The organism is Nocardia uniformis NBRC 13702 (assembly GCF_001613345.1).
Taxonomy (GTDB): Bacteria; Actinomycetota; Actinomycetes; order Mycobacteriales; family Mycobacteriaceae; genus Nocardia; species Nocardia uniformis.
In genome coordinates this window covers 33,812-46,677 of sequence record NZ_BDCE01000092.1, presented here as the reverse complement: position 1 = coordinate 46,677, position 12,866 = coordinate 33,812, and the positions used below count along the sequence as shown (strand labels likewise).

At 64.7% G+C, this 12,866-nt stretch carries 11 protein-coding genes; 5 read left to right on the top strand and 6 right to left on the bottom strand.

Annotated elements, in window-relative coordinates:
• Positions 1-69: 69 nt before the first annotated feature.
• A complete protein-coding gene (locus NU1_RS33730) occupies positions 70-900 on the top strand; it encodes a glutamate ABC transporter substrate-binding protein (RefSeq protein ID WP_067527783.1) in 831 nt (276 codons plus the stop codon).
• Between the two features lie 53 nt (positions 901-953).
• Here NU1_RS33730 and NU1_RS33725 read toward each other — a convergent pair whose 3' ends face one another.
• The 3 genes from NU1_RS33725 to NU1_RS33715 are packed head-to-tail and all read right to left on the bottom strand — an operon-like array spanning position 954 to position 5,120.
• Entirely contained in the window at positions 954-1,847 is an 894-nt protein-coding gene (locus NU1_RS33725) for an ROK family protein (protein ID WP_067527781.1), read from the bottom strand.
• The gene (locus NU1_RS33720; protein WP_157553383.1) at positions 1,844-2,833 is read right to left on the bottom strand and encodes a coiled-coil domain-containing protein; all 990 of its coding nucleotides are present in this window, start codon (positions 2,831-2,833) and stop codon (positions 1,844-1,846) included. Before NU1_RS33720 ends, NU1_RS33725 begins: the two co-directional genes overlap by 4 nt.
• Positions 2,834-2,882: 49 nt before the next feature.
• A complete protein-coding gene (locus NU1_RS33715; RefSeq protein WP_067527777.1) occupies positions 2,883-5,120 on the bottom strand; it encodes a serine/threonine-protein kinase in 2,238 nt (745 codons plus the stop codon).
• Positions 5,121-5,259: 139 nt separating this feature from the next.
• Between NU1_RS33715 and NU1_RS33710 the strand changes: the two genes are divergently transcribed.
• Together NU1_RS33710 and NU1_RS33705 are read left to right on the top strand one after the other, a co-directional pair.
• Entirely contained in the window at positions 5,260-6,360 is a 1,101-nt protein-coding gene (locus tag NU1_RS33710) for an SPFH domain-containing protein (RefSeq protein ID WP_067527775.1), read from the top strand.
• A gap of 102 nt (positions 6,361-6,462) precedes the next feature.
• A complete protein-coding gene (locus NU1_RS33705; RefSeq protein ID WP_067527773.1) occupies positions 6,463-7,239 on the top strand; it encodes a MerR family transcriptional regulator in 777 nt (258 codons plus the stop codon).
• A gap of 125 nt (positions 7,240-7,364) precedes the next feature.
• Here the strand turns inward: NU1_RS33705 and NU1_RS33700 are convergent, their stop codons facing one another.
• On the bottom strand, positions 7,365-8,552 hold the full coding sequence (locus NU1_RS33700; RefSeq protein ID WP_084522069.1) for an IS701 family transposase: 1,188 nt from the start codon (positions 8,550-8,552) through the stop codon (positions 7,365-7,367).
• 150 nt (positions 8,553-8,702) lie between these two features.
• Between NU1_RS33700 and NU1_RS33695 the strand changes: the two genes are divergently transcribed.
• On the top strand, positions 8,703-9,896 hold the full coding sequence (locus NU1_RS33695; RefSeq protein WP_443093789.1) for an IS701 family transposase: 1,194 nt from the start codon (positions 8,703-8,705) through the stop codon (positions 9,894-9,896).
• A gap of 844 nt (positions 9,897-10,740) precedes the next feature.
• Here the strand turns inward: NU1_RS33695 and NU1_RS33690 are convergent.
• Both NU1_RS33690 and NU1_RS33685 read right to left on the bottom strand, forming a co-directional pair.
• Complete coding sequence (locus NU1_RS33690; protein ID WP_157553381.1) at positions 10,741-11,211, bottom strand: hypothetical protein; 471 nt, start codon at positions 11,209-11,211, stop codon at positions 10,741-10,743.
• A 25-nt stretch (positions 11,212-11,236) separates the two neighbouring features.
• Positions 11,237-11,671 (bottom strand): VOC family protein, encoded by a 435-nt coding sequence (locus NU1_RS33685; RefSeq protein ID WP_084522060.1) that lies wholly within the window; start codon positions 11,669-11,671, stop codon positions 11,237-11,239.
• 152 nt (positions 11,672-11,823) lie between these two features.
• Here NU1_RS33685 and NU1_RS33680 point away from each other — a divergent pair, with 152 nt between their 5' ends.
• On the top strand, positions 11,824-12,864 hold the full coding sequence (locus NU1_RS33680) for a GlxA family transcriptional regulator (protein WP_067527767.1): 1,041 nt from the start codon (positions 11,824-11,826) through the stop codon (positions 12,862-12,864).
• The last annotated feature ends 2 nt before the right edge of the window (positions 12,865-12,866 follow it).

The window sequence follows — 12,866 nt, the reverse complement described above, 5'->3', positions numbered from 1 at the left end:
GGAAAGATGGGGCTCCCACTTGTACCGAATCTGGGCTCTGCGGCTCACTGCGAGAGGGAATCACATTCTATGAGGATCAACCGCACACTTCGCCTCGGAATGGGGGCGCTCGCTATAACTTTCGCTGCTGCCGCGTGCGGTAGCGGAGACGCCGAGACTGCCGATATCGCCGCGGATGGCAAGCTGACCATCGGCATCAAGTTCGACCAGCCCGGCCTCGGTATCCGTGAGGAAGACGGCTCGTTCAGCGGGTACGACGTCGAGATCGCCAAGTACGTGGCAGACAAGCTCGGTGTGCCTTCCGATGGCATCACTTTCGTCGAGGCGCCGTCGGAGCGCCGCGAGGAGATGATCGTCAATGGTGAAGTGGACTTCGTTGTCGCCACGTACTCGATCACCGACGAGCGCAAGGCGAAGGTCGACTTCGCCGGACCCTATTTCACCGCCGGGCAAGCCCTGCTGGTGCGCACCGAGAACACCGATATCACCAGTGTCTGGTCACTGAACAGCAGCACGAAGCTTTGCTCTGTCAAAAGCTCTACCCCAGCACAGAACGTCAAAGAAAACTATGCCAAGGACACTCAGCTCCAGGAATTCAGCAGCTACTCGGAGTGTGTCGAGGCACTGCTCGCTGGTTCGGTCGATGTCGTGACTACCGACGATGTCATCCTCGCCGGTTTCGCGACTCAGGCACCGGGTGAGCTGAAGGTGGTCGGAGCGAATTTCTCGCTCGAGAATTACGGCATCGGCCTGAAGAAGGGCGACGACGGGACCCGCGCCAGAATCAACGACGCGCTCGAGGAAATGATGGCCGATGGCTCGTGGGAAAACGCTTTCGAGGACTCGATCGGGCCGCTCGGCAATTCCGAGCTGACGCCGCCTACCCTGGACCGATACTGATCAGACCGGCACGGCAGGCGCGTGGTTTACCTGCCGCGCCTGCTGTGCCGGCATTATCGCTGCTGCGGCGGCGACGCGAGAATCCCGGCGCCGGCCAGCACCGCCGTATCGCCGAGCCTCGACGGCTCCACCCGAATCCCGGACAGGAAGCCGATTCGGGCATGTGCGGCAACTGCTTCCCGCACCGGCCCCCACAGCACCGGACCGGCCTGCGCCACGAAACCGCCGACCACGACCCGATCGATATCCAGCAGTGAGGCCACCGAGGAGAGCGCCTGGCCGAGCACCGTTCCCGCCCGCCGCACCGCCGCATCCGCGATCGGGTCACCGGATCCGGCCGCGTCGGTGAGCGCGGCGAAATCATCTCCGGCCCAGCCTTGCTCCCGGGCCCAGCGCACCATCGCCGCTCCACTGGCAATCGCCTGGACACATCCTTTACCGCCGCAGTCACACGGGTCGTCATACCCGGGCATGACCATATGGCCGATGTTCCCCGCATTACCCGTACGCCCCACCGCGCAGAAACCCCCGACGACGATGCCACCGCAGATCCGGGTGGAGACGGCAACCGCGAGCGCGTCCGGGACGCCGCGCAGCGAACCGTAGGCCTGTTCGGCCAGCGCGACGCAGACGCCGTCCAGGGCCATTCCCACAGGCGCCGAAGGGAACAGCTTCTGCGCGGCCTCGACCACGTCGAACCCGATCCGCCAGTCGGGGATATCGGGTGGCGCCGCCACGCCCGCGGCCATATCGATGGGACCGGTAGCACCGATTCCGAGGCCGGTGACCTCACTACCGGCGGCCACCTCGGTCAGCAGATCCCGGCAGGCGTTCCAGGGCGCACGGGAGGGAATCGGCACCGCCTGCACATCTTGCAGACCCCCGTCCGGGGCCACTCGCGCTGCGGCGAACCTGGCCGGGCCGATTTCCAGTGCCATAACTGTCATTTGGTGTGCTCCATTTCAGCTTTGTCCTCGTTCGGCCCCGGCACCCCCAGCGCAGCCAAGGTGTCCAGGTCACCGTTCAGCGCGTCGATGATCTCGTTGATCGCCAGTGCGAGGGCGGCGGCTTCGTCGCGCAGCCCGTCGATGTGCTCGACCGCCTGTTCGGCATTGGCTGTCGCGGCCTCCAACTCGGCGATGTCGAGCTCCACACCGACTGTGCGCCCAGCGATTTCAGCATTGCCGAGCTCGGTTTCCAGCTCACCCAGATGCGCCCGGTAGGCGGCCAGCGCGCCGACCCGGGACACGAGTGCGGTCCAGGCACGCGACAGCGATGCGCGGGAGCTCTCGATCCCCCGCGCCGCCGCCGCCGTGGTCATGGAACCACCGACCGGAGCGTCGAGCTGACCGGCGGCACTGTGCAACCAGAGCGCATGCCCGATAATCTGGTCGAGTTCGGAATCCAGATCGAGTCGCATCCGATGCGAGTCGAGGTAGCTGCTCTGCCAGGCGGGCGAGTCAGCGATGCCGCCGCGGAGTGCGATGGCCCGCGCGATCAGTTCCGCGACCGGAAATCCCTCGGTGGTGTCGGGCGGCAGCGGTGCGTCCTCGGCGAGATCCGGCAGGAACAGTCGCCGGGTGGCCGCGGCAATCTTTCGCCGGTCGGCGGCGCTCAGCGTGGTGTCCGGCCGTGCCGCACCGCGCGCGACCAGCTGGGTAACGGCTATCGCGCCCAGCGCCGTGGCCGCAAGACCGACCATCGGATACCACAGCGGACCGGATCCGACGATCAGCAGGGGAACCAGCAGGACAGCGCCGAGCGCGTACCAGGCGGCCCTGTTGCCGGATAGGCCCCGCGCCCGACCTGCCCCCTGATGGATCGGCGCGGATCCCGCGTCGCGCCGGGTCGCGAGGGTTTGCCGGAGCCGGGCGGGCAACGCATGCTCATCGACATAGGTCACCCACGCTCTGTCCACGGTGTAGTCGACCACAGGTGAATTCTCGCCTCTTCCCATGTCGGGGAAGCCCGGCATGAGCGCTTCACCACCACGTCCGCGGTCGAACCTGATTGGCGAGATCGACTAGGTGGTAGCGGTGCAGACGGTTGTCACACTTGCGCGCGAGTAGCCGCAGGGCCGACGAAAGTCCGTGCCGCACACCCTCTTCAGTGAACGGGATGCCGAGCAGAGTTGATTTCGGCCGGGCCGGACGCCGTCCCCCTGTCAACCAGAGCAAGGCCACATTCAGCGCCATGACACGCATTTGCTGCACGCGAGGTTCCGCGGCGGGCAAGGCTTCCAGCCGTTCCGACACGACGTACCAATCGGATTCGGACAGTTCCTGCCGCGATCCGGTGACCAGAAGCAGGCATCCGGTCAACTGCGCGACGATGTACTGACTCGAGCTCGGCGCCACCTCGTCCAGAGCCGCGATCGCGCCGTGCGTATCCCCGACCGCGGCCAGCCGCCGTGCTACGCCGAACGCGGCACTGACACCCGCACGATTGGTTCGCCAGACAGTGGCGTAGTAGCCCAGCGCCATTTCATGCCAGCGGTCCCGATCGTCGGTGGCGGTTACCCGCTGCGGATCCTGGGCCAGGAGCTCGGCGGTAGCGGCCAGCGCCAGGGTCGGGGCGAGTTCCCCCGGCACCATGGTGTGTACCAGATCGAATTGTGCGTACGCCTCCTCGAACTCCTCCTCCAGCAGTGCGGCGATGCCGCAGTACCAGGCGATTCGCCAGTCCGTTTCGCCGCCGGACCCGATCTGGCGCAGTTCCGCTCGGGCGGAGACCGGATCCCCCATGTCGAGGTAGACGCGGACGGCGGCCAGTGCCCCCTCCAGCTCGTAGGATCCGGGAGTCTGTATTTTGCCCGCCCGGGACCATTCCGCCACGATTCGGAGCGTGTCGAGCACCTGCAGTGGGTCGCTCGGCAATGACTTGGATGCCAGCGTCACGCTCGGATCGTCGACGTCGTTGAGCGGAACCGGCAGTGCCGCAGCCACACTCGACGGGTCCAGGGTGGTTTTCCGGTGTGCGCCATCGGCGAGGCTGTCGGTCGGCGCGACCAGCGTCGCGGTGCCGAAGCTGCCGCGATAGGCACTGAACAGCGTTGACGCCTGCGGATATTCGGCGCCGGTGTCGAGGGCCAGCACGGTGGCCAGCACCCCGGTGAGCTGGGTACCCAGTGCCCGCATGGACGCGAACCGCAGCGCGGGATCCGGGTCGGTAGCCCGCCGCAACAGCCGGTAGAACGACTCGTATCGCCGGAGCAGCGGGTGCGCGTCCGGCGTAGGTGTACCGGATTCGCCGCTGTCCGAATCGTCGATCGCCAGATCTAACGTCAGCGCGGCCAGGGTCCGCCCCACGGTGTAGACATCGGAGGCGACGGTCGGCCCGGTCTGGGTGAGCTCGGGTGCCTGGTAACCAGGTGTGCCGTAGAGGTACCCCGCTGCCTCCGTCGCCGAGACGGCGCCGAGGTCGATCAGTTTGACCTGATCACCGACCATGATGTTGTCTGGCTTGAGGTCGTTGTAGGCGAGGCCGAGCGAGTGCAGATACTCCAGCGCCGGAACGATTTCCATGATGAAGGCGATGGCCTCGGCGACCGACAACCGATTCGGTGTGCCGACGTCGAGGATGTTCTGCAGTGAGCGGCCGTCGACATACTCCATCACGATGTAGCCGGACGGCATACCCGTTGCCGGCTCGTGCTGGACGAAGTTGTAGATCTTCACGATATTGGGGTGGGAGACCTCGGCCAGGAACTGGCGCTCGGCGACCGCGACGGCGTGTGCCTCGAAATCGCCGTAGGTCATCAACCCTTTCAACACCACCCACCGGTCACTGACATAGCGATCGATGGCGAGGTACACCCAGCCCATTCCGCCGTGCGCGAGGCACCCTCGAACCTCGTACTGGCCGGCCACGACGTCACCGGCCGAGAGCGCGGGCCGGAAATCGTATGGTGCTGCGCAGCTGTCACATTCACCCACCACCGAACCCGGCCCGAGTTCCGAGGAGCGTCCCACCGGCGCGGCACACCGCCAGCAGAATCGCTTGTGGTCCCGGACTTCCGGATTGTCGAGAACGACGGTGCGCGGATCGACCGGCTCGGCGGGGGGCAGTTCGACCCAGCCGCCACCCAGCCTGCGGACGCTCGGCCGTGATCGTGGACCGCGTCCCGAACCGAAACCGGCACCGTCGAGCGCCGCGACCACACCGGTCGTGGACAGCCAGGAAGCTCCCGAATCTTGCGGCATGGAGGTGTCTTCCGGCATGGGTCACTCCCCCGGACTGCGTGGGCGAAATCGCACCGATTGTCCTCGACCGGCCGTCGGGCTGTCACCGATCAACCTTCCCCGCCATGGGAAGACGGCTGGGCCCCTCGCCCGGAATACCGGCATTAGGCTCAGTCGTATGGCTTGGTTCGAGCGGGAATTCATCGCGGTTCCGCCGAGCCACAAGAATCAGCTGGTGCACAAGTGGCCGGATGTCAATATCCGCCGTTTCTCTCGTGTGATCGTCGATGCCGGCGAGATCGCCCTGTTCGTCCACACCGGGCAGGTCGCTGCTGTCATGACCCCCGGTCGGCACCAGGTCGATGCCACCGAGCTGCCCGGGCTCGGCGCACTCCTGGATAAGCTCAGCGGTGGCAATGCCTACCGGGCGGAGCTGTATTTCGTTGGCACCAAAGAGTTTCCGGGCAACAAGTTCGGCGGGCGGCTCGACGACATTCTGGATCCCCGCAGCGAGCAGATCGTCACCCTGCGCGTGTTCGGCGAATACGCGCTGGCGGTGCGTGACCCGGCCGCCCTGATCACCGGCCTGACCGGCACTGTCGACCTGACCGACCCGGGCAGCGTGATCTCGTGGTGCTCGGATCTGCTGCTGCGTTCGATGCGGATCACGGTGGCGGCCGGTACCACCGGCGGCCGCTGGCCCATCCTCGGGCTGGCGGCCTACCTTCCGGAGATCGACACCGAGGTGCTGTCGGCGACAAATCAGCAACTCCGCCGGTACGGGCTGCTGATCACCCGGCTCGGCAACTTCGATATCAATCTGGCGCCCGAGGATACCGACCGGCTCAAGCGTCTTGCCAAGGATGTGCGCTACATCCAGCTTGCCGGTGGGTTCCAGCCGTACGCGGCCGGTGAACTGGCCCTGGGCGCCGGGCAGGGCATGGCTCTCGGCGGTGGATCAGCCGTCGCGGGCGGATTCCTCGGCGCGGGCCTCGGATTGAGCGCGGCCGGGCAGCAACTCGGCACGGCGCCACCAGCTTCCGGACCTCCGCCCGGGCACGCACCTGCTCGGGGGGCGGCCGGGAGTAACGGGCCGCTCGCCGCCGAGGATGCCGGCCAGGTCGAGTGCGCGCAGTGTCAGGTCGGTATCCCCGCGGGGTCGTCGTTCTGTACCGGGTGCGGCCGACGACTGGCCGCCCGCCTGTGCACGGGCTGCGGTGCCACGCTTGGGCCGGGGGCGCGGTTCTGTGGCGCCTGTGGAAGTCCAGCCGACACATAGTGGCAGAACTCTCGAGCCGTCGTTATACATCACTCCTTGGCGTCACATCAATTAGCGTGTAGTTCTAGTTGCATTCAAATGTCCCTGTGGTTTCCTTGATGCATGGCAGTCGAGGCGAACTACACGATCGATGAGCTGGCGCGCGAAGCCGGGACCACCGTGCGCAGCCTGCGTGTATACCATGAGCGCGGCATACTGCCGCCGCCGCTGGTCAAGGGCAGGACCGGTTTTTACAGCCCCGAGCATCTGAGCCGGGTGCGGACGATCAGCCGGTTGCTGAACCGCGGGATCAAACTCAACGGGATCAAGGAACTGCTGAAGGCCTGGGATCGCGGCGACGGCCTGTCCGACGTGCTCGGCGTCATCGACGAGACAACCACCCAGAGCGGAAAGTTCCCCAGCGAAACGATCTCGGCGGCCGAGCTGGAAGCACGCTACCGTGACGTGCCCGCCGGACTGGCCCGGATCGTGTCGATCGGGCTCTACCAGCCCATCGACGCCACCACCTATCGCATCGCGAACCCCCGGCTCCTCAGTATCGGCAACCGGCTCGCCGAGACCGGGCTCCCGATCACCGAGGTCGTCGGCGAACTGGAGAACCTGTACGCCGACTGCGACCGTATCGCGCGCCGGCACATCGACCTGTTCCACCGGCTGGGCTGGGCCCGGTTCCAGGAATCCCAGCGCACCCCCGAGGATCTGGCCGAGGTCACCGAGCAGTTGGCCGCCACCCGCGTCCTCCCGGGCCGCGCGACCGTCGCGCTGGTCAGCCAGCTCGTCCTGAAGTATCTGGAAACCGACACCGCCGAGCTGGCCGAACTCTACGACGATCCGGCGGATCTGGCTGCCGCGCTCCGGCGCGAACACCAACCGTCTTAGTACTCCAGCAGCACTTCGTGATAGATGCTGTCGACGCTGGTAATGGGATTTTCGGGCTCGGTATTGATGGCGGCGTCGCCAGATCGACCACCGCCAGATCCGTTCGGGGTCGGCGTCGGTGGTGATCAGGTGTGCCAGGAGACGTTTGACTTCGCCGATAGTGAATGAGATAAGGCCGCTGCCAACGCTTTTGGGGCGATGGCTGCGGTGACGGCGAGGTAGGTGTGGGCGAGCATGGCCAGGGTGATGTGCCGATACCAGGCGTCGTAGCGGCGGACCTGATATTGGTCGAGTCCGACCTCGGTCTTGGCGGTCTGGAAACAGTCCTCGACCGCCCAGCGGGCCCCGGCGACCCGGATGAGGTCCTCGTCGTTGGTGCCGATCGGGGCGCCGCACAGGTAGTAGGCGATCTCGAGTTCGCCTTTGGCGGTGGGGGTCAGCGACCGTCGTGCCAGCAGCCAGCGGCGCCATCCGGCCCCGGCCTCGCTGAGGGTCAGCAGCGTGGCGACGGCCCAGTCGAACAGGCGAGGGCCTTTCGCGCCTTCTCCGCAGCTGCGACGCTTCCATGCGCTCTGCGGTGCGTCCGCGACGATGCGGTCCACGCGTGAGTCTCCCGCCACAGACACGATCGGCGCGCTGCTGGGCACGGCGACCACATATCCGATCTGTCGCCGTTCGAGCCACCTGCGGAACTTCGAATCACCGCCGTAGGCCTCGTCCGCGGTGACCCACCGCGCGGGCACGCCTGTCTCCAGGGCGCGGGCCAGCATTCGCTGTGCCAGAACCTGTTTGGTGGCGAAGACGACTTCGTCCGGCACATTCGCCTGTCGGCAGCGGTCCCGGTCCTCGATCCACGATTTCGGTAGATACAGCTCCGCATCAATCAAGGTGCGGCCTTTGTCTGTCGTGTAGGCGCAGAACACGCCCAGCTGGCAGTTCTCGATCCGGCCCGCCGTTCCGGAGTATTGCCGTTGCACACCAGCAGATTTCGTTCCCTTCTTCAGGAATCCGGTCTCGTCCACGACTAGCACACCGTTGGGGTCGCCGAGGTGTTCGACCGCGTAGGCGAGCACATCGTCGCGTACCCCGGCGACGTCCCAGGCGGCCTTGTTCAGTAGCCGCTGCATCCCGTCCGGAGTCCCGTCACCCGCCGCTTCGGCGAGGGTCCACCCGTTCTTCCCGGCCAACGGAGCCAATAGGCCCCGCACATACGCCCGCGCACGTCGTCGCGGTTCCGCACGGTGAAAACGCCCCGCCACCCGCGCGAACAGATCATCCAACCCGGCCACCCACGCCGAGAAATCCTCATCGATCGGCACAAGACACGCAGGCTACCGCCGAACCCGCCCCACTATCAGCGGAATCGACGACAGCATCTATCACGAAGTGCTGCTGGAGTACTAGCACGACAGTTGTATTTCGTTGTGCTGCAGTGTGGTTGATTCTGATGTAGTTTTGTGTCGGTGCTGGATGATGTTGTCGCTGAGGATATTTCGTCGTGGCGGGCGAGTTTGGATGATGTGTGCGCGCGTATCGCAGGAGTGTTCGGGCGGGCGGAGCCGAGGCGGTGGGCGAGGTCGTACCTGACCGGGTTGCTGGCGCCGGTGGAGCGGAAGAATTCCTGGCAGCTGTCGGAGGCCGCAGGGGCGGTGAGTCCCGATGGGTGCCAGCACTTTCTGAACCGGGCGCGGTGGAGCGCCGACGCTGTGCGTGACCAGGTTCGCTCCTATGTGGCCGAGTCGCTGGCCTCGCCCGATGGGGTGCTGGTGATCGACGAGACGGGTTTCGTGAAGAAGGGACTGCGCTCGGCAGGGGTGCAGCGGCAGTACTCGGGTACGGCCGGGCGGGTCGAGAACTGTCAGCTGGGGGTATTTCTCGCGTATGCCGGTCGGTCGGGGCGGGCATTGATTGATCGGGAGTTGTATCTGCCAGAGTCCTGGATCGCCGACCGAGATCGGTGCGCCGACGCCGGAATTCCCGAATACCGATGGGAGCAAGGTGTTTTGACCAAATCCAGGCTGGCCGAGGCGATGGTCGACCGGGCTCTGGCTGCCGGGGTCGTCGCGGGGTGGCTGGCTGCGGATTCGGCATATGGCCGCGACGGCAAGTTCCGGGCATTCCTGGAGGCCCGCCGCATGTCCTACGTCGTGGAGGTGCCGATCAAACAGACCGTGCCCGATACCGACGGCCGCCGTCGGGTCGATACGCTCATCGGCCGTGCTCCGGGGGAAGCATGGCGCCGGGTTTCGTGTGGTCCCGGGGTTCGCGGTGAACGCGAATACGACTTCGCCTGGGCCACCTTACCCGAATTCGACGACACCCCAACGGGATTCGTGCGCACATTGCTGGCGCGGCGCTCGATCGACGACCCCACCGATATCGCCTACTACCTGTGCTTTCATCCCGATACCGTGACCCGTGAGCAGATCGTGGCCGTTGCCGGAGCCAGATGGGCTATCGAAGAGTGCTTCCAGGCTGCCAAGGGACAATGCGGCCTGGACCACTACCAAGTCCGCAAATGGGACCCATGGTACCGGCACATCACCATGGCCATGCTCGCCCACGCCTTCCTTGCCGTCACCGCTGCCACCGACCCAAAAGCCCACGCGGGCTGGGCCGAATCACAGTCGCCGAGATCCGCCGTCTCCTGGCGATAGTGCTCCACCCCGCCCGCACTCTCAGCCACGCTCTCGCCGCTTCACACTGGCGTCGCCGCCACCAGACTCGCGTTCGACAAGCCCGATACCAACGACAACGCCAGTGACACAACGAAATACAACTGTCGTGCTAGTTTTGCCTGGTATTACGCGTCGCGCGGCAACTCAAGCTGAAACACCGCATTGACCCGCGTGGGCGGGCCTTATCGAATGTCAGATTTGGCCGCGGTCATGCGACTCGGCCGACCGAGACAAGCGCGGAACGCAGCTTGAGCGGACATATGCCGTTCCACCAGCATCGCTGACTCTGATCCAATGAGTTTGACCTGTCCCCCTGATTTCGGCCCGGGGAGCGCGAGAGCCCTGCGGCCCACATAGAAGGCGGGACGGCTCTCACACGACATTGATGTGGCCCCCGGATTGTGGTCCATCCTTACGAGAGTTGAGACTCGCGTTGGATATCCTGCCAGAGCATCTCCTACTGGGCAGGATTGAGGTTGTTGAGGTAGCTGTGGTGGCGTTCGGTGTTGTAGAAGTCGTCGATCCATGATGAATGCCCAACTCGGTCGCCGTCTGTTTGGCAGGTTTTCCGGCGCGCACGAGTGCGATCGCTCGCGCACGAAACTCGGCAGGGTAGGGGGTGGCATATCGATCAGCCTCTCGTGGAGGCTGTCAGTTAGTCGCTGAATTGGAACCTGAGAGGTGGCAGGTCAGTTGGGCTGGGATTCCCGAAGTCAGCCCACAGTCTCCGCTGCCAGTCGAGCAGGGCGACTGCCGACCCGGAGAACGAAGCAAGCCAACCTTGTCCACTTTTTCAGGGCCACCCCAATTCGTGAAGGGCCACCTATTGCGAGGGGGCCAGCCGCAATGCCAGATGGATATCATCCTCATCCCGTTCGGGTTCCAGTGGATCGAGCTGCGCACGGTACTTCCAACCGAACGGCACCAGGTGGACCCGCTCGCCGTACTCCTCCAGGCGTTCGGCAAGAAGAGTCAAGACATCCAGAACGTCAGCTAATTGGGACAGCATGTCCCAGCTGGTCAGGTCATCGAACTGCTCGGCTGGGCTAACCAGCTGAGCAGAACCACGAATAACAACATATGCTGCCGCAGATTCGGCGACGATTCGCCGAATCACATGCGTGGCCTTGGCGCCCAGCGCCACATCTCCCCGCTCGACGTCGACGGTCACCACGAGACAATCGAAGAATAATTCGTTCCTCCCGACTGCTGACGGATCGAGATCGACGGCACAGGAAGTCGGAGTGGTGACTTTATACTTGAAAGTACGGCAGCGGCGACTGTTGATCCTCATCGTAAGCGCTCCAGGGACATGGGTGTCAACCGATCGGTGCGGTCAGTTCGAGGTGGATGCCATCGGGATCACTGAAGGACAGGATCACGATTCCGAACTGTTCCAGTGTGGTAATTTCTCCGTGTTCGATATCGGCGTCGTCCAATCTAGCTGCCGCGGCGGATAATTCGTCCGCCGACGACACCGTAAAGCTGAGGTGGTCCAGGCCCACCCGTTCGGAGTCGAAATGATCGTCGGCTGCCGCTACCGGCCTGAGTCCGAAAAGCATTCCGTTGGTTTGAAATACCACACCGCCGTAGAGTTGAGCCGGATCATTGCGAACCTGTGGATCATCCGGACTGCTCGACGATTCCGCGGCGATAGCGAACCCGAGCACGTCACGGTAGAACGCGCAGGAGCGTTCTATGTCGGTGACGGTGAGCCGGATGTGGTGGATGCCAGTGGTATCGATGAGCGTCATGTGTACTCCGCGTTGGAGGGCCGGTGCACGATCGCCAGTAGCGACGTCGCGGGGATTCGGCAACTATGCCGGGAGACTCCCAATGTCGACAGTAACCGCCTGGTAACCGACATCCGAGTGTCGCAATGGACAACTTGGGTACTATTTGCGACATGGACGTGGCAGTCTTCGTAGTAGATGGCGTTGCCGACTTCGGCCTCGCAGCCGTGCTGGAGGCGTTCAGCACAGCAAATTCGCTGGTCGAGGAATTCGACCCAGCGCCTGCCGTATGGCGAATACAAACCGTGTCGCTCGGTGACAGCGTTCGTTCCGGCCACGGCCACACCGTGCCGACCACGCGATTGGCGAACATGTCGGCCGGGATCGATCTGATAATTGTGCCCGCCGTCTTGGTCTTCGACGCCGAATCTCTGATTCGGCTGGTCTCCGCGCCAGCGGGCCGTCCTGTCCTGGAAAGGATTTTGCGAGCCCGTACTGAGGGTGCAAGCCTCGCCGCCGCTTGCACCGGTACGTTCTTTCTGGCCGAAGCCGGAGTGCTCGACGGTGTACAGGCAACAACGAGTTGGTGGCTCGGCCCGGCATTTCGAAATCGCTATCCGCGCATCGTCGTCGACGAGGGCCCCGTCCTGTGCCGCGCCGGTCGCATCACTACAGCCGGCGCCGCACTCTCTCACCTTGATCTGGCGCTATCCCTGATCGCGGCGCGCAGTCCCGCGCTGGCGGAATTGACCTCCCGCTACCTGGTAGCAGGCTATGGGCGAACACAGATCGAATTCGCCGTCCCCGAGGTGATCGCCCGAGGCGACTCGCTGGTCGCCGCGTTCGAACGTTGGATCCGCGACCATATCGCTGAACAGTTCCAGATCACCGATGCCGCAAGGCAACTCAACGTCACGCCTCGTAGCTTGCAGCGCGCTACCCGGACTGAAATTGGCATGTCCCCGACGGATTTCGTGAATGAGATTCGGCTACAGCGAGCCACGCATTTGTTACGCACCACTGCGCTGACCATCGACTCGGTAGCCGCCAAGGTCGGCTATCTCAACGCGGGCACGCTCCGCAGCCTCTTCCGCCGCCGCCGCGGCCGAACGATCGCCGATGTTCGTTCATCCCCGCTGACCTGGGACAGTGCGAGCATTCCAGACGAGCGACAGCAAATGGGCACGCCCGTCGAACGGCACAGCTCAAAATAGTC